At 42.7% G+C, this 19,807-nt stretch carries 20 protein-coding genes, 1 tRNA gene and 1 other annotated feature; of the genes, 14 read left to right on the forward strand and 7 right to left on the reverse strand.

What is annotated here, in order from left to right:
• Positions 1-78: 78 nt before the first annotated feature.
• The 3 genes from cobA to PL9214_RS17140 all read right to left on the reverse strand — a co-directional run bounded on the left by cobA (position 79) and on the right by PL9214_RS17140 (position 2,020).
• Positions 79-834 carry a uroporphyrinogen-III C-methyltransferase gene (cobA, locus tag PL9214_RS17130; RefSeq protein ID WP_186440380.1) on the reverse strand — a complete coding sequence of 252 codons (756 nt, stop codon included), beginning with the start codon at positions 832-834 and terminating at the stop codon, positions 79-81.
• Between the two features lie 360 nt (positions 835-1,194).
• The gene (locus PL9214_RS17135) at positions 1,195-1,449 is read right to left on the reverse strand and encodes a hypothetical protein (protein ID WP_072719949.1); all 255 of its coding nucleotides are present in this window, start codon (positions 1,447-1,449) and stop codon (positions 1,195-1,197) included.
• A gap of 64 nt (positions 1,450-1,513) precedes the next feature.
• Positions 1,514-2,020, reverse strand: a complete 507-nt coding sequence (locus PL9214_RS17140) for a type IV pilin-like G/H family protein (RefSeq protein WP_072719950.1) — start codon at positions 2,018-2,020, stop codon at positions 1,514-1,516.
• A 283-nt stretch (positions 2,021-2,303) separates the two neighbouring features.
• Here PL9214_RS17140 and PL9214_RS17145 point away from each other — a divergent pair, with 283 nt between their 5' ends.
• Positions 2,304-3,179 (forward strand): LysR family transcriptional regulator, encoded by an 876-nt coding sequence (locus PL9214_RS17145; protein WP_072719951.1) that lies wholly within the window; start codon positions 2,304-2,306, stop codon positions 3,177-3,179.
• 53 nt (positions 3,180-3,232) lie between these two features.
• Here the strand turns inward: PL9214_RS17145 and PL9214_RS17150 are convergent, their stop codons facing one another.
• From PL9214_RS17150 to PL9214_RS17155, 3 genes are all read right to left on the reverse strand, one after another.
• Positions 3,233-4,948 carry a DMT family transporter gene (locus PL9214_RS17150; protein ID WP_072719952.1) on the reverse strand — a complete coding sequence of 572 codons (1,716 nt, stop codon included), beginning with the start codon at positions 4,946-4,948 and terminating at the stop codon, positions 3,233-3,235.
• 47 nt (positions 4,949-4,995) lie between these two features.
• A complete protein-coding gene (locus PL9214_RS31335) occupies positions 4,996-5,133 on the reverse strand; it encodes a hypothetical protein (RefSeq protein WP_186440381.1) in 138 nt (45 codons plus the stop codon).
• Between the two features lie 264 nt (positions 5,134-5,397).
• A complete protein-coding gene (locus PL9214_RS17155) occupies positions 5,398-6,672 on the reverse strand; it encodes an inorganic phosphate transporter (protein ID WP_072719953.1) in 1,275 nt (424 codons plus the stop codon).
• Positions 6,673-6,829: 157 nt separating this feature from the next.
• Between PL9214_RS17155 and rplS the strand changes: the two genes are divergently transcribed.
• From rplS to rplL, 8 genes are all read left to right on the forward strand, one after another.
• Entirely contained in the window at positions 6,830-7,216 is a 387-nt protein-coding gene (gene rplS / locus PL9214_RS17160) for a 50S ribosomal protein L19 (protein WP_072719954.1), read from the forward strand.
• A 114-nt stretch (positions 7,217-7,330) separates the two neighbouring features.
• A tRNA-Trp gene (locus tag PL9214_RS17165) sits at positions 7,331-7,403 on the forward strand.
• A gap of 180 nt (positions 7,404-7,583) precedes the next feature.
• Positions 7,584-7,814, forward strand: coding sequence for a preprotein translocase subunit SecE (gene secE, locus PL9214_RS17170; RefSeq protein WP_072720097.1), 231 nt, complete (start codon positions 7,584-7,586; stop codon positions 7,812-7,814).
• Positions 7,811-8,485 carry a transcription termination/antitermination protein NusG gene (nusG, locus tag PL9214_RS17175; RefSeq protein WP_072719955.1) on the forward strand — a complete coding sequence of 225 codons (675 nt, stop codon included), beginning with the start codon at positions 7,811-7,813 and terminating at the stop codon, positions 8,483-8,485. The genes secE and nusG overlap by 4 nt, the downstream gene beginning before the upstream one ends.
• Before the next feature lie 9 nt (positions 8,486-8,494).
• Positions 8,495-8,920: a 50S ribosomal protein L11 gene (gene rplK, locus PL9214_RS17180; protein WP_072719956.1), complete on the forward strand. Its 426-nt coding sequence runs from the start codon at positions 8,495-8,497 to the stop codon at positions 8,918-8,920.
• Positions 8,921-9,014: 94 nt separating this feature from the next.
• Positions 9,015-9,731, forward strand: a complete 717-nt coding sequence (rplA, locus tag PL9214_RS17185) for a 50S ribosomal protein L1 (RefSeq protein WP_072719957.1) — start codon at positions 9,015-9,017, stop codon at positions 9,729-9,731.
• Between the two features lie 136 nt (positions 9,732-9,867).
• Positions 9,868-10,056, forward strand: a sequence feature (ribosomal protein L10 leader region).
• A gap of 101 nt (positions 10,057-10,157) precedes the next feature.
• Entirely contained in the window at positions 10,158-10,706 is a 549-nt protein-coding gene (rplJ, locus tag PL9214_RS17190) for a 50S ribosomal protein L10 (RefSeq protein ID WP_072719958.1), read from the forward strand.
• 65 nt (positions 10,707-10,771) lie between these two features.
• A complete protein-coding gene (gene rplL / locus PL9214_RS17195) occupies positions 10,772-11,167 on the forward strand; it encodes a 50S ribosomal protein L7/L12 (protein WP_072719959.1) in 396 nt (131 codons plus the stop codon).
• Positions 11,168-11,433: 266 nt separating this feature from the next.
• Here rplL and PL9214_RS17200 read toward each other — a convergent pair whose 3' ends face one another.
• Positions 11,434-13,185 carry a serine/threonine-protein kinase gene (locus PL9214_RS17200; protein WP_245824270.1) on the reverse strand — a complete coding sequence of 584 codons (1,752 nt, stop codon included), beginning with the start codon at positions 13,183-13,185 and terminating at the stop codon, positions 11,434-11,436.
• 736 nt (positions 13,186-13,921) lie between these two features.
• On the opposite strand from PL9214_RS17200, the gene PL9214_RS17205 reads away from it, so the two are divergent.
• The 5 genes from PL9214_RS17205 (at position 13,922) to PL9214_RS17225 (ending at position 19,796) form a co-directional block, all read left to right on the forward strand.
• On the forward strand, positions 13,922-15,352 hold the full coding sequence (locus tag PL9214_RS17205; RefSeq protein WP_072719961.1) for a form I ribulose bisphosphate carboxylase large subunit: 1,431 nt from the start codon (positions 13,922-13,924) through the stop codon (positions 15,350-15,352).
• A gap of 120 nt (positions 15,353-15,472) precedes the next feature.
• Positions 15,473-15,877 (forward strand): RuBisCO chaperone RbcX, encoded by a 405-nt coding sequence (gene rcbX, locus PL9214_RS17210; RefSeq protein ID WP_072719962.1) that lies wholly within the window; start codon positions 15,473-15,475, stop codon positions 15,875-15,877.
• A gap of 60 nt (positions 15,878-15,937) precedes the next feature.
• Positions 15,938-16,273: a ribulose bisphosphate carboxylase small subunit gene (locus PL9214_RS17215; RefSeq protein WP_072719963.1), complete on the forward strand. Its 336-nt coding sequence runs from the start codon at positions 15,938-15,940 to the stop codon at positions 16,271-16,273.
• A gap of 240 nt (positions 16,274-16,513) precedes the next feature.
• A complete protein-coding gene (locus tag PL9214_RS17220) occupies positions 16,514-18,127 on the forward strand; it encodes a glycosyltransferase family 39 protein (RefSeq protein ID WP_072719964.1) in 1,614 nt (537 codons plus the stop codon).
• An 85-nt stretch (positions 18,128-18,212) separates the two neighbouring features.
• The gene (locus PL9214_RS17225; RefSeq protein ID WP_072719965.1) at positions 18,213-19,796 is read left to right on the forward strand and encodes a peptide ligase PGM1-related protein; all 1,584 of its coding nucleotides are present in this window, start codon (positions 18,213-18,215) and stop codon (positions 19,794-19,796) included.
• The last annotated feature ends 11 nt before the right edge of the window (positions 19,797-19,807 follow it).

The following is a 19,807-nucleotide window of genomic DNA, read 5'->3' on the forward strand; positions in this document are numbered from 1 at the left end:
TCATGCGGGATACATAATGATTAGCTCTCATTGATTTAATAATTTTCTGAATCATGTTTTTCTATTCCCTATTTCCTTCTACAAATTTAAACGGGATTTAAAATTCACAACCGAACCAATTACAGCGATCGCAGGGGCTTCAAAACCTGTTTCTTCTACTTTTTGAACAATAGTTTCTAAAGTTCCAATTAACTCTTCTTGATCCGGTCGAGTTCCCCAGCGAATTAACGCCACAGGGGTTTCAGGGGATTGTCCAGCTTGGGTTAACTGTTGAATAATATAAGGTAAATTGTGCACCCCCATATAAATGACGATGGTTTCTGAACCTTTGGAGAGCGCTTCCCAATTCACAGAAGGTCGATATTTTCCTGCGGTTTCATGACCTGTGACAAAGGTAACAGATGAACTATGATCTCGATGGGTTAAGGGAATTCCCGCGTAAGCAGGTGCCGCAATTCCTGATGTAATTCCAGGTACAACTTCAACCGGAACACCCGCTTGAATTAAATCTTCCATTTCTTCGCCACCGCGACCAAAAATAAACGGATCTCCTCCTTTTAAGCGCACCACAACCCCATGGGTTTGAACCTTTTCAATTAACAGTTGAGTGGTTTCTTCTTGTAATAATGAGTGTCGTCCTCGTCGTTTTCCCGCATGAATTTTTTCCGATCGAGGGTTAATTAAATCTAAGATTTGAGGACTAACTAAGGCATCATAAATGACGACATCTGCAAATTCTAATAAGGTTTTTCCTTTAATCGTTAACAAACCGGGATCTCCTGGCCCTGCACCCACGAGATAGACTTTACCTAAACAGTGTTGAGGTTGATTCATAGTCACTTTACTCAAATCTTAGTTCGTTGAAAAGGGAGTTAAACAAATTAACTGTATCTTTCGAGGCGATGGGTTTGCTATGTTGTTCAATTACCGATAACTGAATGGATGATTTTACTCACTGATTTAACACGACTTGGTAATACAAATCTGTAATTAAAGATAACTTTTTTCACAGTAGCAATTTTTCCTAGAGGGAAGAACAGTATAGAGGGGAAGAAAACCAGAACCTTTAAGGTGAATTTTCTCAGATCATCGATTTTTTATGGGTTCCGGTTAAGCGATCACACCTCAACTATTCTCGTTCCTGAAAGATGATAAGTATAGAATAATACGAAACGGTAGTGATTTTGTCATGTTTTAATCATTTTCATCTACAAACTGCATGGCTTCGATCAATTGAGAACCCGCAGGACAACGAATTTCTTTAGAACCTGGGGAGGGAGGTAGAATGGGAGTGGGAGGAATAGCGGTTAGGTCATCCCTTTGGCAAATTCCGCCGACCTGCACCATATAACCTTCTATTTTAACGGTAAATAACGCACCGGAATAAATTTTAATCCGAGGAAGGTTTGCAGAAACTTCAAATAATACTTGCTCCGATTCCACTTTCATTTTATATTGATATAGATGCAGCCATTAATATTAAGTTGATTTTCCAGCTATTTTTTAATTTTATTTATTTGATAAATTTCATCGAATCCATCAATTCAGAATCAAGAGGACAGCGAACTTGATAAAAGTTGGGAAAAGGAGGTTGAATGGGAGTTGGAGCCGTAAAGGAGGAGCGAGGACTTTTACAAATGCCTCCCACCAGGATAACGGATTGATTGTTTTTAATCTTAAAGATCGCGCCAGAGTAACTCACCCGACGCCAAATAATAGGAATCGCTTCAAAAAATACTTGATCTGACTCTACAGTCATTTTAAATTGATAGGTTCCGATGCCTTTTGAAGTCCCTCGATATAGATTTTCTAAGTTAGGAGTAAATTTACCATATTTTCTGAATTGTTGATTTTGATTTTTAATTAAACTCTTTAAAATTGATCTACCTTGTGCTTGTTGACTTCTACGAATTTTATTATCAAAGTGAAAAAAGCCTAGAGTAACCAGGATTAATAATATACTTGAACAAGACAAATATATCCATTTTTTTTGAGAATTTAAAAGAGAAAATTTTGACATATTTGTGATCCTAGATTGGATAATAAAACCGAAATTTTTAATGAATGATGCTAAATTTAATATAACGGTTATCAGTTAAAAACGGATAAAAATTTACTATAATATAACTTAGTTTATTAAAGTTAACTCAACGTTTGCACGCGCAACTGAAGTCGGGGAGGTGAATATAGTGCTCCGCATGATGGGTTAGGACTTCGGAGTCAAACCTGAAACCCTTTGACTTCTTACTGTTCCCTATTCCTGTTCCCTGTTCCCTTGCGCTATAGCTAACAGCTTAAGGAAAATGAATATTGACCAATTGGAAATTTTATTAGTCGTGTCAGAACAAGGAAGCTTTTCAGAAGCAGCATTAAGTCTGAGTATCTCTCAATCTGCCGTGAGTCGAGCGATCGCAGCCTTAGAAGATGAACTTGGTGTTCCCTTGCTGCTGCGAGGACGGTTTGGAGCTCGTCCCACCCTGATAGGAGAACGGGTAATGCTACACGCGCGAAAAATCTTAGAACTGCGTGAAACCATTGATTATGAAGTCAATTTAGAAAAAGGCTTACAGCGAGGAAAAATTCGGGTTGCATCCTTTCGCAGCGCCGCAACTCACATCCTTCCGTCAAAAGTTGCTCTGTTTCGCAACCGTTTTCCCGATGTAGAAATCACAATTACCGAAACCGATCCGTTAGGAATTGAACAAGCTTTGCGAACAGGTCAAGTCGATATTGGCTTAGTTCCTCTACCCCGTTCTGAAGAATTTCAAACCTGGGAAATAGCCAGAGATGAATATGTAGTCTTGCTCCCAAACTCCATGCCTCACATTCCCGAAACCTTGACCTGGGAAGAACTCTCAACTTACTCTTTTATATTATTTAATTATGCCGAATGTACCTCTGCGGTGCGTGAACATTGGGCAAAATGGGGACAATCGTTAAAAGTCGCCTATCAAATTAAAGAAGATTCAACAATTGTTAGTATGGTCGCTCAAGGCTTAGGAGCCGCAATTTTACCCCGTTTAGCCGCCTTACCCATTCCTCCCCAAGTCCAAGTTAGAGCTTTACCTGCTCCCCTAGAACGAGTGATTGGTGCTGCAATTTGGTCAAATGGCTTCCATGTTCCTGCCGTCTTCGCCTTTCTCGATGTCTTAAGAGGAACAGGAGTATTTTTCAAGTAGACAGAGGAGTGTTGAGTGTTAACCCTTAACCATCAACACTCAACCGTCAACATCTAGCTGGCTTTACGCTTGGCGGCGATCATGCGTTCAACACTCATGGCTCCCACGCCCAAAATCACTAATGCCATCCCATAAATTTGCTGCTGTTTAATGGATTCACCAATAATCCAGAAAGCAAACAACGCCGTTAATGCTGGCCCCGTAGTCCCGATAATCGAGGCTAAGGAAGCTCCCGCCGAACGAATGGCAAAATTGTTTAATAAATAACTCGATAGGGTGAGAACCCCTAAAACAACGCCACCGATGATTAACCCGTTCCAAACACCCGGTTCGATACTAATCCCTAAGTTATCGGGTAATACCATTAAGCTCAGGGCTGAAAACACAAAGATAGCCGCAAAGTTCACCAAGCTAAAGGGAATCGGATGCAGTTTTCCCGCCGCCACTTGTGTCAACAATACATAACCCGCAAATGCTATACCTGCACAGATGGCGGCAATTACCCCTACCTGTACATTGCCCATCGCAATATTAGGATTTCGGGCTGGTAAACACAGAATACCTCCAGCCAAAATCGTAATCATGGCAATCACTCGGATTAACGTGGGTCGATCTCCAAATAAACCCCAAGAAGCAATTACCGTAACAATGGGGTAGATAAAGAAAATCGTAATCGCAATTCCGGTTGGAATTTCACCAATTGCGACATAAATAGCGACTTGAGATAAAAATAAGAAAAATCCACTCCCAATCACCGTCAGCATTAAGCGACGATCACCAGACTGAAGAAAACGTCGCAGATCCTGCCATACCGGGGGATACAAAAACGTTGCCACAATCGGCATCAATCCCATGACCACAATCATGCGGAGTAACAAAATTAATAAGGAATTTCCGATTCCCGGAGTAATAATTCCTTCCAGCGAAAATAGACCAAAGATTTCACGGGGTTGTGGCCCTTTGAGAATAATCTTGAGACAGACGTTAAATAACGACAGGGATACGGCCGATAATAACGCTAAGAATAAGCCCAATTGCACCGGAGAAGAGGATTTAGCCCCAGAAGGAGCGGTTTCCGGTGTCTTCGTTAAAATCGTCTTCGCTGGGGGAAGGGCTTCAGGACGTCCGCTTGAGAATTCTCGTCTGGAACTATCCCCTCCCAGGGTTGAAGTTTCAGCTTGTTGCTGCAAACGAGCAACAATGGTTTCTAGCAAAGCTTCGGCTTGCTGTTCCAGAGTTTGCATATTGTTCAAGCGTCGAGACAGGTCACTTTGGTAGTGACTTAATTCCTGCTGTAACGTCTGGAATGTATGGTTGAGGCTTGTTTCCAAGACCGCTTCCAATTGCCGATTATTAAAATTTTCATCCCCCAGATCAGACAGGGGAACCAGTCCACTAGGATCGGCTGCTAATAGAGGCGGATCGCTGGCTGCTTTGATTTGATTAATCCGAGCGATCAAGGCTTGTTCTACATTACGAGCAACAATTTGGGTCAGTTGTTTCAGCCAAGCTGGATTGGGAGGAATGCGATCGGATAGCGTTTGGAACTGCTGAGATTGCAGCCGCCGATATTCCGTTTGCAGGCTGTCAATATCCTCAATTAGGCGATCTTTATCTGCTTGGAGTCGTTGAATGTCCTGAGACATTTGTTCCTTCATTTGCCGATGAAGCGCTTCCAACTCCTGCATCACCGAATTGAGGATTTCGTCTGTTGGTGTTCTGGTTTCTCCCGATCCCAAGGGTGGCGGTTGATTGTCCTGTGTCCCCATTCGTGATTAACCTCTTAATCTATCTGCTCATTCAGCTATTCCGCCACTCATACCCACGCTGCCTGTGTCCCGGTTTCACAATCTGACTCCGATAAAGGCACAACGGGAAAAATGGCGACTGGGGTAAAATTGTCCCCAAAACCTGGTACAGACCAAGCATGGTCGGTCTCTACACAATAGCTCATTCTCTATTGATTCACCAAAAATATCAGCAAAATCTCGTCCTTGTATAGTCCTAGATTTGCTAAATCCGATCTCAATCACAAGTTTTATAGCATGAGGGAACAGGGAACAGCGAACCGCGAACAGTAAGCTGTGAAAGGCTTTGCTGGATTTAGAAATCTCAAACCCCTTTTTGCGTAGTGCTATAGCAGTGTGCCACTCATCAAGACCTCCTAGAGGTTGGAAACCTTGTCTCTTCAGAGTGGGGAGTGTCAATCAGGATCAGCTTATAAAATCGATTCCATCATTTTAAATAGAATCGCACTCAACAAAGCTGCGGTGGGAACCGTAATCACCCAAGCTAAAACAATGGAACGGACGGTATCTAACCGCACCGACTTTCCCCCCTGCACCAGTCCAATTCCCACCACACCTCCGACTAAAGCATGGGAAGTGGAAACCGGAAGTCCTAAACGAGACGCTAATAATACAGTAGTTGCAGTTGCTAATTCGGCACAAAACCCTTCACTCGGAACAAGAGAAATAATATTTTCTCCCACGGTCTTAATCACATTTTTACCCCAGATCGCTAATCCGGTCACAATCCCACTCCCTCCTAAGAGTAACAGCCAAGTGGGAATTTCAATATCGGCTAGAGGGACAGAACCCGTTTTGATCACGGCTAAAATCGCGGCTAAGGGTGCAATTGTATTCCCTACATCATTTGATCCATGAGCAAAGGCAACAAAACAAGCACTAATGACCTGAAATTGAGCAAGTTGCTTTTCGATCCCTGGAAATTTTTCGGGGGTCGTATTAGAAATAGAAAGGTTCTGTTGTTGTTCCAATTGTCGCCAACTGATCCAGGTTAAACTGACCGCCGCTATCCCCCCAATGGCTAAAGGAATATCATGAGCAGGCAGTGTCCACCCCCACTGATTTAACGTGTTTTGTAAGGGAGGACTCAAAATCGGGAAGACGATCACCCCAAAAATTCCAATTAAGGCACAACTCAACCAAGGAATCCATTCTCGAATTTGCTTATGAGGATCGGGTTGATCTAAAATCCAATGCTTGATCAAGGTGTAAAATAAGGCTGCAATGATGCCACTCATCAACGGTGTAAGTAACCACGTCAGGGAAATCAAACCAATGGTGAGCCAATCTACCGCGTTGAGTCCGGCAGCGATGCAACTAAATCCAGCGATCGCCCCGACAACGGCATGGGAGGATGATACGGGTAATCCATAACGGGTGGCAATTTGTAACCACAATCCGGCGGAAATTAAGACCGATACCATGCCAATCACAAACTCTTGAGGCATTGAGATAAAGACTTCTGGATTAACAACCCCCGTTGCTAAGGTTTTAGAGACTCGTTCTCCAAACAACACCGCCCCGGTAAATTCTAAAATCCCGGCGACGATAATTGCTTGTTTCAGGGTCAAAGCCTTGGAACCCACCGATGTCCCCATGGAGTTAGCCACATCATTTGCCCCCAAATTACAGGCAACATAGAAGGCTAACCCACATAACAGGATGATTGGTACGATTAAATCCATTTTGGTGACTGTTAGCGGTTGACAGTTGATGATTGACGATGGCAAGAGTGCCTATTGTCCGTTGCCCCTGATAACTGATAACTGATAACTGATTTGATCTAGATTTTACAATCCGTTTTGATCTATAATAGGGGCTTGTGAGTTTTGGAAAATCATTATGAAGGCGGAAGAAATTATCCGTTCTATTGAAACGGCAGAAATTGAAAACCTGCGGCAACAACTCAATAAACCCGATCTCCCGGACATTTATGTGGGCGATACGGTGAAAGTTAGCGTGAAGATTCAAGAAGGCGGTAAAGAACGCATCCAACCTTATGAAGGCATTGTGATTGCCAAACGTCATGGCAGCATTAACGCCACCATCACCGTGCGTAAGATTTTTCAAGGAGTCGGGGTTGAGAGAGTCTTCTTAATTCATTCTCCTAGAATTGTCAGTATTAAAGTTCTGCGTCGTGGGAAAGTGCGTCGGGCAAAACTCTACTATCTGCGCGACCGTGTGGGTAAAGCCACTCGCGTTAAACAACGCTTTGATCGCAGTCTATAACGGACTCAACACCCGACCATCTAGGATTCCCCTAGAGATTTTCGGAAAAATTTTTAACTAAAGTCTGCAAGTTGTGTTAAGCTAGATAAGGTAAAAGATCAGCCACTCCGCTATGCGCTCTTAGTTCAGTTGGTAGAACGCAGGTCTCCAAAACCTGATGTCGGGGGTTCAAGTCCTCCAGGGCGCGCTGGATACCTCCAATGCCCAGACGAAAGGAAATCTTACGTCTGGGCATTGTTCCGAAAAGCAACGGATCGGAACATTGTGTCGGAGGATTCAGTGTGATAAATTAACAAGTTTGGGCGGATGTGTGACCCTCTTTCAGATAAGATCAGGATCAGATACCGTAAGATCGCAAGGGGAGTTCATGGTGGTCAACAAGAAAGAAGAAGTTGGAGGTCAAGAAACAACTTCTGGCTTTAACGCTTCTACGTTCCTCAAAGAAACGAAAGAGGAATTGGACAAAGTAGTCTGGCCAAGCCGACAGCAACTCTTAAGTGAGTCGGCCGGCGTATTGTTGATGGTCACTCTCTCGGCTAGCTTGATCTATTTAGCAGACAACTTCTTTCGTTGGGCGTCGGGGCAAATCTTCGGATGACTTTTACATCGGACGAATCACAACATTCAGACCTCATGGCAGATACAGACGAACGTTCCCAGGAGTTTTCACCGGGAGAGCGTCGTTGGTATGCTGTTCAGGTGGCTTCTGGCTGTGAAAAACGAGTCAAAGCGAACCTGGAACAACGGGTACAAACCTTGGATGTTGCGGATCGGATTTTGAAGGTGGAAATCCCACACACCCCAATGATTAAACTGCGGAAAGATGGCAGTCGTCAACACGGTGAAGAGAAAGTGTTTCCAGGTTATGTCCTCATTCAAATGAGACTAAAGTGGAATAACGAACTTAATCGCTGGGAAATTGACGATGAAGCTTGGCAGGTGGTCAAGAACACGCCACACGTCATTAATTTCGTTGGGGCGGAACAAAAGCGGCATTCGGGTCGGGGTCGAGGTCACGTTAAACCTCTACCATTGAGCCATGCTGAAGTGGAGCGTATCTTCAGACAAGCGCAACAACAGGAACCGATTGTCAAGGCAGCAATGGCGATAGGGGATCATATCATTGTCCTTTCAGGGCCGTTTAAAGACTTTGAAGGAGATGTGATTGAAGTCAGTCCAGAACGCAGTAAGCTCAAAGCGTTACTGTCGATTTTTGGGCGAGATACCCCTGTGGAATTAGAGTTTACTCAGGTTGAAAAACAAGGCTAAGGCTAAGGAATGGCAAAAAAAGTTGTAGCAGTTATTAAGTTGGCAATTACTGCGGGCAAAGCCAACCCTGCACCCCCCATTGGCCCCGCTTTGGGTCAACACGGGGTGAATATTATGGCGTTCTGCAAAGAATATAACGCCAAAACCGCAGATAAAGCAGGTCTTGTAGTTCCGGTGGAAATTTCGGTTTTTGAAGACCGGAGTTTTACCTTTGTTCTGAAAACCCCTCCGGCTTCGGTGTTAATTCGCAAAGCCGCAGGTATTGAACGGGGTTCAGGGGAACCGAACCGCAAGAAAGTGGGCAAAATTACGCAAGCTCAGTTACGAGAAATTGCCGAAACCAAAATGCCCGACCTGAACGCAAATGATGTGGACGCTGCCATGAAAATTGTGGCAGGAACCGCCCGCAACATGGGAGTTACCATTGTCGATTAAGGCGACTTCAGGCGTTGGTTGAATACTTTGATTTAAGTTAACCCTTTAATGGGGGAGAAGTGTCCCTTCGTTAATTACCCCAGGAGATTAGAGAATGACAAAAAAAGTATCTCGTCGATTACAAGAACTGAGAAAAAAGGTTGAAGAACGGCCCTATGAACCTTTAGAAGCTATTAAACTGTTAAAGGAAACCGCTACAGCTAAGTTTCCTGAAGCAGCCGAAGCTCATATTCGTTTAGGGATTGACCCCAAATATACAGATCAACAACTGCGGACAACCGTGACCTTGCCCAAAGGAACGGGCCAAGTGATCCGGGTGGCGGTATTAGCCAAAGGTGAAAAAGTCACGGAAGCTCAAAGTGCAGGGGCTGATATTGTTGGCTCAGAAGATTTAATTAATGATATCCAGAAAGGAATGCTGGATTTTGACTGCTTAATTGCTACACCAGATATGATGCCTCAAGTGGCAAAACTGGGACGGCTGTTAGGGCCTAAAGGCTTAATGCCCTCTCCAAAAGGGGGAACCGTGACGATGGATGTCGCCCAAGCGATCGCAGAATTTAAAGGCGGGAAACTAGAATTCCGGGCTGATCGGACTGGGATCGTTCATATTATGTTTGGGAAAACAGCGTTTTCTGCGGAAGATTTGCTGGTGAACCTGTCCGCACTACAAGAATGTATTGACCGTAACCGTCCTTCGGGGGCAAAAGGTCGTTACTGGCGCAGTGTGTTTATTGCTGCCACAATGGGGCCATCCATTGAAGTGGATATTACCGCACTGCGAGAACTGAAAATTGGAGATGTAGCTTAATGCGGTGATGGGGAAAAGGGTTCTCGGCAAGAGCTTTTAACAGGCAAGATGCCTGTTCCACTTTCTTCAAGATTTTTACTGATTTCCTTGACAAATTCAATAAAATATGCAATGATAAAAAATTGCGTATTTAAACCAATAAACGGCTAACTCACCGCAGACAGCAGGGGCAAAACGCTTAATGTCCTGCCGAGGTTAAACGAGTTTAAAGCTAAACAATTATAGGGGAAGTGACAGACTAACAGGAATCTGTATTTCTTTATCCTGAATGTTTAAGTTTTAAGTTTTGACCTCGGTAAAAAACCGAGGTTTTTTATGGCGAATTCGCGCTCTGTCGCGTCGGGGAAGAAGTCAACCATTGTAGGTCATCACATCACCTTAAAGGGATGAACATGAACCGCAATGTCACAAGGAGGTTCCACAAGAATGGGAAGAACCCTAGAAAATAAACAAGCAATTGTTGCCGAACTCAAAGAAACGCTCAAAGATTCACAACTGGCAATTGTGATTGACTACAGCGGCTTGTCCGTTGCAGAAATCACCAATTTACGGCAACAACTTCGTCCCTCCGGTAGTGTTTGCAAGGTGACAAAAAACACCTTAATGCGAATTGCCATCGAGGGTCAAAGCAACTGGCAGCCATTGACAGAGTTGCTGAAGGGTTCTAATGCTTTTTTATTAGTCAAAGAGGACTTTGGTAGCGCGATTAAAGCTTACCAAGCTTTCCAAAAGGCTTCTAAGAAAACGGAAGTTCGCGGCGGCGTTATGGAAGGCCGGCTGCTGAGTGAAAGTGATGTTAAAGCATTAGGAGATTTACCCTCCAAAGAGCAACTTATGGCTCAAATTGCTGGGGCTATTAATGGTGTGGCGACCAAACTGGCCGTTGGTATCAACGAGGTTCCAGGGTCTTTGGCACGCGCTCTTAATGCCTATGCCGAAAAAGATCAAAATGGCTCAAACGATGAAGCTGTATAGTTTCTCGTGTGGGCTTTGGCAACAAGTATCAAACAAAAACGTTACATTGTCTAGGAGTTTAAAGAATGTCTGCAACTACTGATCAAATTCTGGAACAACTGAAGTCTTTAACGCTGTTAGAAGCGTCTGAATTAGTTAAACAAATTGAAGAAGCTTTCGGTGTGAGTGCAGCCGCTCCCGTCGGTGGTTTCATGATGGCGGCTCCTGGTGCTGGCGGTGCCGCAGCAGCAGAAGAAGTTGAAGAGAAAACAGAATTTGATGTTGTTCTGGAAGAATACCCTGCTGATAAGAAAATTACAATTCTGAAAGTGGTGCGTGAACTGACTGGTTTAGGTCTGAAAGAAGCTAAAGATTTAGTGGAAGCCGTACCTAAAGCGGTTAAAGAAGGTACGAACAAAGATGATGCTGAAGCAACGAAGAAAAAACTGGAAGAAGCTGGTGCTAAAGTTTCCGTTAAATAATTTTAACGTAGCTTAATTTTAGTTTTTTAGTTCGTTCCTCACCTGGTTTCTGATTCAGAAATCAGGTTTTTTGTTCTAGCTAGGGAACAGGGAACAGTAAACAGTGAATAAGTTTGTTGCTATCTTTTCTCTAATACTTCTGTTTCAAATTAACGGCTATCATTCCCTAAGAAAAGTTCAAAGAATGATAGCTGATCATATTAATTATTTTTGTTTTTTTGCGAATGAAACAGCCCTGGGGGGGGGGCCCAGGGGAAAAGGGAGAACTAGCGACTTAACCAGCGAAATATGGGTAGAATTAAATAGTGCGTGATTCCCAGAGAAAAGGCTGTTGTACCACTGAGTAAAGCCATAAAACCCAAACTTTGCCAAAATTGAGGTAAATTAGGCTGTTGCATTTCAGTGGGAAACGTTAATACTTCTTGAGGAAAAAGATCAAATTGATTGAACCCTAAAAATAAAGTTGTGACGGTTAATAAAACACAAATTCCCTGAAAAAGTTGATCACTTCGTAACCCTAAACCTAACGTTACTAATATCGCCGCTATTCCGAAAGGAAGTTGATTTAAAAGTTCTAATTCCCTTCCTTGAAGTCCTAAATTTCCTAAGCGATTAATCAATTCTCCACTGGCTCCCCCTACAATATAACCGAATAGTCCCATGATTCCAGCTAAAGGATAACGGCGACGTTGATCAAATCCTCCTGCATCCGTTAAGCCAATTCCAGTTCCTAATCCTGCTAATCCCCAAACTAATATTTCTGCGCCTAAAGTTAGGGGAACATTCGGCAAAAGTTGAGGTAATTCTTGGGCTAAAAAAACAGTTATGGTTTCTCCTAACCCAGAGAAATAAACAAACATTGCTCCTATGACGGTTCCAATTATAGACCCAATGACGGCTAATGCCATTTCCCAACTCGTTTCTCCTACTCCCCGAACACAATGGAGGGTTAATTTTCCCAGTCCTAAAACCAGTTGAATTAATCCGCGATCCCATTGAATTAATGTGGTTTTGATGCGGTCTAGTAATTGTTGATGAGACGACATCATCCGTCGAGGATGCTTTTTCTGTCGAACAATTCTAAAGATATCCGTTTGAATTTCCGTAGCACTTTGGGGACGTTGACGGGGATCGAGTTGAACCATGCGATCTAATAAATTAGCAAACCCAGGACTCACCTGTGCTTTTTGTCGCCACTGTAATTCCGTTGTTAACCCATCTTCTAATTCCCCTGGAAATTGACCTGTTAATAAATGAATACAAGTGCGTCCCAAGGCATAAAAATCCGTTGCTGGCCCCACCATTGCCCCCATCACCTGTTCTGGGGGACTGTATCCAGCAGACACGAGGCGGGTGGTACTGCGGGGGGTACTTTCGCGATCGCCATGCACTAGATTACCAATTTGTTTCGCTCCGCCAAAGTCAATCATCACCAGTTGGGTTTGCCAAACTTGAGTGGTACTCAAGGGTTGATGGGGAGTCATGCGTAACATCAAGTTCGAGGGTTTAATGTCTCGATGAATAATTTGATAGCTATGTAACTCGCGTAAAATTTCCAAAGCTTGGGATAACCAACTGAGCACCCAGTCTTCGGGACAGCCTTGGGGGTATTGGTTCAAAATTTCCTGTAACGTCGGGCCATGAATTTTTTCCATGACTAAACAGGGGAGATGGCCATCGTTCCCATTGCGTTTTTTTAAATAAAAATAGCCATCTCCTTCAACTCTGGGAACTCCAGAATGGCGTAACTGAGCTAAAACTGCCGCCTCCTGTTCAAACAGTTCTAAGGCTTTGGGAGAAGGTTCAACCAGAACTTTGAGGACTTTTTCGGTTTGGGTTTTGAGATCCCAAACGGTATAAAGTCGGGAAAACCCCCCACTCCCTAAATTGTGTAAGGGAATATAACGTTGGTTGAGTTGTAGCGGAGCTCCACAACTCTGACAAAATTTGTTCCCCCAAGGTTGATGGGAGGGATGGGAACAGTGGGGATTAATACAGTGGATATTGGGTGGATTCACAATGGGCAGTGATTCAGTTATCAGTGTAGAGACGTGCCATGGCGCGTCTGTACCAGTTATCAGTCAGGAATAGGGAAGGGGTAGTCTTGCAACCGTTAATCGTCAACGGTCAACTGTTATAACAACAATATTAACGAAGAGTTCTACGCAAAACCCAGTTTTAGTTGAATAGATTAAAGTCAATTGTTAATTAATTTATCATAGAGTATATACTATTTAAGTGGCAACTTGATCCTCGGTTCAGACTCAACAAAGCCGAAACGAAGGGTTAGAGGAGGTGGGAAATTTGAACAGAGGAAAAAGAGTTGGGTACAGACTGGCAACCTGATGGAGACTATGGTTAGAATTCTGGGGTAAACCTAGAAATACATCTGTACAGTTCCTCCCTCGGAAATCTGAAGACTGAAAATCGGGGATCATAGCGTTTTGCTTGACAGCAGGCTACAACTGTGCAATCAAAATCTCTAAAAAATTTAAGTAAAATCACTTATTCTATTCAAGAAAATTACCTTAATAAGATTTAATATAAAAAATGCCAATTTAATGGTAAAGAAGGTTAAAAACAAAGAAGGATTCTGAGGAAATTGTGGCTAATTCCGAAGAAATATAAACAAATGTTATGAAAATATTAAAAAGATTCAACGTTGCAATGACTCATTTCTTGATACTATTTTAATCAATTGCCAATTAGCGCATAAAATAAGCGATTCCTCACGAAGGGAGATTTAAGGGAGATATGTCTTACTCTCAAACACAAACCAAGTCCAAATCCGGCTATCAAGCTGGGGTACGGGACTATAAACTGACCTATTACACGCCCGACTATACACCTAAAGATACAGATGTTCTGGCTGCCTTCCGCGTCACGCCTCAACCTGGAGTTCCCCCGGAAGAAGCGGGTGCTGCCGTTGCTGCTGAATCCTCTACCGGAACCTGGACAACGGTATGGACAGACTTACTGACTGACCTGGATCGTTACAAAGGTCGTTGCTATGAAGTCGAGCCCGTTCCCGGTGAAGATAACCAATATATTTGCTACATCGCCTATCCTCTGGATCTGTTTGAAGAAGGGTCTGTCACCAACTTACTGACCTCTTTAGTCGGTAACGTTTTCGGGTTCAAAGCCTTGCGCGCCCTGCGTTTAGAAGACTTACGGATTCCCATTGCTTACCTGAAAACTTTCCAAGGGCCTCCTCACGGGATTACCGTTGAGCGCGATAAATTAAACAAATATGGTCGTCCTCTGCTCGGCTGTACCATCAAGCCCAAACTCGGTCTGTCTGCCAAAAACTATGGCCGCGCCGTTTATGAGTGCTTACGCGGTGGTTTAGACTTCACCAAAGACGACGAAAACATCAACTCTCAGCCCTTCATGCGCTGGCGCGATCGCTTCTTGTTCGTTCAAGAAGCCATCGAAAAAGCTCAAGCTGAAACCGGGGAAATCAAAGGCCACTACTTAAACGTGACCGCCCCCACCTCTGAAGAAATGATGGAGCGGGCTGAATTCGCCAAAGAAATCAAAACCCCCATCATCATGCACGACTTCCTGACGGGTGGTTTCACCGCTAACACCAGTTTAGCCAAATGGTGCCGTAGCAATGGTCTGCTGCTCCACATCCACCGTGCCATGCACGCGGTTATTGACCGTCAGAAAAATCACGGGATTCACTTCCGCGTGTTAGCCAAATGCTTACGGATGTCCGGTGGAGACCACCTGCACTCCGGTACCGTTGTGGGTAAACTCGAAGGTGAAAAAGGCATCACCATGGGCTTCGTTGACTTAATGCGTGAAGATCACGTTGAAGTCGATCGCGCTCGTGGGATTTACTTTACCCAAGATTGGGCTTCTATGCCTGGGGTTATGCCCGTTGCCTCCGGTGGGATTCACGTTTGGCATATGCCCGCCCTGGTGGAAATCTTCGGCGATGACTCTTGCTTACAGTTCGGTGGTGGAACCCTCGGACACCCCTGGGGTAATGCTCCGGGTGCAACCGCTAACCGTGTGGCTCTGGAAGCTTGTATCCAAGCTCGTAACGAAGGCCGTAACCTCTTCCGTGAAGGCGGCGACGTTATCCGCGAAGCTTGCAAATGGTCTCCTGAACTGGCTGTTGCTTGCGAACTGTGGAAAGAAATCAAGTTTGAATTCGAGTCGATGGATACCGTCTAATTGATTGGAGATTCAGGATTTTGGATTTTGGGTCAAGCTTGACAAATCAAGTCAGTTGTGGTTACAACTCAATCCAAAATCTAAAATCTAAATCCACAATCAAGAGGGTTAGGTCAGCCTATGGATATCAAACAAGTTGCGAAAGAAACATCAAAGGTGCTGGCAAGCTACCTGACCTATCAGGCTGTTAGGATTATTACGAATCAATTACGGGAAACGAACCCTGGACAAGCAATTTGGCTGAGTGGATTTTCCTCAACGGGTAAAATTCAGGACGGAGAAGCTTATCTACAGGAAATGCTTCAAGAAAATCAGGAAATGGCTTTTCGCATTATGACGGTACGAGACCATCTGGTGGATGAAGTCGCTGATTATTTACCGGAAATGGTTCGTGACAATATTCAAAAAGCCAATATAGATTATCGCCGTCAGTATTTAGAACGAATGACGCAACTGAGTAGTATTGAACCTAACCCAGAGACAGAATTACAAACCGACTCGGAACCAAATGCCGAGCCTCGGTGAGTGTAAAGATTAATTGCCATTGCGTGTAAACCTTTAGTGGATTGAACTTCAGAAACAACAATGCGGACATTACCAAAAGAACGTCGTTTTGAAACCTTATCCTATCTCCCCCCCTTGACCGATGCTCAAATCGTCAAGCAAATCCAATACATTTTGGCTCAAGGATATATCCCTGGTGTAGAATTCAGCGAATCTTCTGAACCCACCCAACACTATTGGACACTGTGGAAGTTGCCTCTGTTCGGTGCTTCTACCCCCCAAGAAGTGTTAAATGAAATCCAAGCTTGCCGCCAAGAATATTCCAAATCTTTTATTCGCGTCATGGGTTTTGACAACGTGAAACAGTGCCAAGTGTTGAGCTTCATTGTTCACAAACCTTCTACTTCTCTGTACTAAGATTAAGTCTTAAGACTGGATGAGTTAGAACTAGATTCCAAAGTCCCTAACTCATCCTTTGCTTAAAATTGTTTAGAATTTGAGCCCAATTTAGGCAGGGAAATTCCCTGCTTTTTTTAATCAAGAACACAAAAATTAAACGTTATATTCTATCCTTCAATTTCCTATTCTCTCTTTCCTTTTCTTCCCTGTTCCCTGTTCCCTCCTATAAAAATATTAAACTTAATGTAACCGGATGTTATGTTCCATCCCCAAAAAATTTTTAACAAAATTCGCCTTCAGATTCTGCCGTTATTTTTAATTGTTGCCATTGTTGTTGGTGTCAGCTTTCGCTTTGTAGCATTAGATGGAAAAATCTATTGGCATGATGAAGTTTATACGAACCTGCGGGCGGCGGGATATACCAGTCAAGAATTCGCCCAAGAATTCTATCAAAATCGTATTGTTTCCCCCATTGATCTCCTAAAATATCAACAACTTAAACCCGGAAGTACCCCCCTAGATACCCTCAATTCTTTAGCCACAGAAGATCCTCAACATTCTCCCTTTTACTTTTTATTGGCACGAGGATGGATGTTTGTAGGCGGTAATTCTATTCTGGCTTCTCGTCTTTTACCCGCTTTAATTAGTTTAATATCCTTACCGTTTATGTATTTATTGGCTTGGGAACTGTTTCAATCTTCCCAAACCGCTTTACTCGCGACAGCCTTTCTTGCTTTATCCCCCTTTGATATTTTATTTGCTCAAACTGCCCGACAATATAGTTTACTCACCTTGATGGTAATTGTAAGTAGTTATTACTTACTCAAAGCCGTCCGTTGGCGACATCCTTTATTTTGGGGCGGCTATAGTTTAGCTTGTATTTTAGGACTCTATACCCATATTTTATTCGGGTTAACAATTATTGGTCATGGAGCTTATATTCTATTATTGAGTCTTGAACCTTCCCCGTCCTTTTACCGAAGGAAAAAACTTCCTTTCTCTACTTTTTTGTTAGAGTTTTTGGCAGCAATTGCGATCGCTATTCTGGCTTATAGTCCTTGGTTAATCATTTTAATCAATAATTTACAACAAGCTATAGATGTTACACATTGGTCAGCCTATCCCACGAGTTTACTCAACTTAATTAAGTTATGGATCTTGAGTTTTACCTGTCTATTTATTGATATCAATTTTGATTTTAATAGCATTCAAATGTACTTACTCAGGCTGCCTTTTATTTTAATTATTGTAGCAGCACTCTATCAAATTAGCTTACAAACAAATCGACCCACTCGTCTATTTATTTGGACATCAATTTTAGTTCCCCTTTTAATCTTAGCCTTACCTGATGTGCTTTTAGGGGGAGGACGTTCTGGGGTAACTCGCTTTTTAACTCCCTGTTTTCCTGCGGTTCAATTAGCCGTTGCTTATTTATTTTCTACCCATATTCAGAGTAATAAAATTTCGTTAATGGATGGAGAAATATTCTGGCGAGGACTCTTAGCAATCCTATTCACTTCCAGTATTATTTCGATTAGTATCAGTGCCAATTCTCAAAGCTGGTGGCATCAAGTTCCCAGTCATGAAATTCCCCAAATGGCTCGTTATTTGAATCAAAATCCATCAGCTACTCTCATCGTGGATCAAGGAATTGATTATACAAATTTAGGCAATATTATTTCGCTGAGTTACGAATTGAATCCCAACATCAAACTATTTATGGTCAATTCTCAACCGAATCTATTATTACTCCCAATAGGGCCAAAAATTTTCGTTCTCAACCCCTCTCAAGAATTACGCCAAAGGATTGAAACTTCTAACTATCAGCTAGAAAAGGTTGCTCAACAAACCCAACTCTGGGAACTCAAGTAACAAAATTTTGCAATTTTTATCAAAACCTCTATCTGGTTGATCCCCTAAACTAAGATGGTAATATCGGGTTCAACAGGTTAGGGTTATGAATGGATTACCTCACTCCAATACAAACACTGTTCAACGGTTTCGGGAATTACAAACTCAACTTCGCCAACGGTTTCACACTTTAAGCTATCAGGAATTAAAAGATCAAGATGTCGTCGTGATTCCCTCTCTGAGTTTAGATAGCCATCAATTAGAAAAAGTTCAAGGCGCCCATCAATATGAGGAACGATTACTCTTTTCTTTAATTCGATTACGCAACCCTCAAATGCGGTTGATTTATGTGTCTTCTCAACCGGTTCATCCGACGGTGATTGATTATTATTTACATTTAATGCCCGGAATTCCCCTTAGCCATGTTCGGGATCGTTTACTGTTGTTTTCAACCTATGATACTTCCCCTAAACCCTTAACCCAAAAAATTTTAGAACGTCCCCGTTTAATTTCCCGAATTCATCAAGTTTTAAGACCGAATAAATCTTATATGGTTTGTTTTAATTCCACACCTTTAGAACGGGAATTATCGGTACAATTAGATATCCCGTTATTTGGAGTTGATCCTGACTTAAATTATTGGGGGACTAAAAGTGGAAGTCGGCAAATCTTTAGTGAAGTCGGAATTCCTCATCCTGATGGCAGCCCTTTAGTTTGGAATTCCGAAGATTTAACACAAGTTGCCCTGGAATTATGGGATCGTCAACCCACTTTAAAACGGATGGTGATTAAACTGAATCAGGGATTTTCAGGGGAAGGAAATGCTTTATTAGATTTAAGACCTTTCCAAGATTTAACTTTTCATGAAAGAGCAAAAATCCTCCAAAAGTCCTGGCATCATTTAAGGTTTCAAGCCCCTGATGAAACTTGGGAAACTTTTAGCGATCGCATTTCAGAATTAGGAGCTATTGTAGAAGCCTTTATTGAAGGAGAAATTAAACAATCGCCGAGTGTTCAGTGTGAAATTTTTCCCACCGGAAAGGTTGAAGTTCTCTCCACCCATGATCAAATTTTAAGTGGCCCCGATGGTCAAGTGTTTCAAGGATGTCGATTTCCAGCCCAACAAGCTTATCGATTACAATTACAAGAAATGGGGGAAAAAATTGGTCAAAATTTAGCGGATAAAGGGGCGTTAGAGCGGTTTAGTGTGGATTTTATTGCGGTGCATCAACCCGACAGTTCTGAGTGGGATTTACAGGCCATAGAAATCAATTTACGTCGTGGTGGGACGACCCATCCCTTTATGACGTTAAAATTATTAACGAATGGATCTTATGATTTAAAAACGGGGCTATTTTATAGTCAACAATCTCGTCCTAAATTTTATATTGCCTCTGATAATTTACAAAGTGAACGATATCAGGGGTTATTACCGAATGATTTAATGGATATTATTGTCAATCATGAATTACATTTTAATAATAGTACAGAAACGGGAACCGTTTTTCACTTAATGGGATGTTTATCTCGTTATGGCAAATTAGGATTAACGTGTATTGGCAATTCTCCTGAACACGCCCAGGAAATTTATGATCGAGTTGTGGCGGTTCTTGATGAAGAAACCGAAATTCACCCCTTTAGAAGTTGGGAGAATGATTCCTTATCGAAGGGGATACCTATTATTCAGTAAAGGTGAATTTT

This window comes from Planktothrix tepida PCC 9214 (assembly GCF_900009145.1).
GTDB classification, from domain to species: domain Bacteria; phylum Cyanobacteriota; class Cyanobacteriia; order Cyanobacteriales; family Microcoleaceae; genus Planktothrix; species Planktothrix tepida.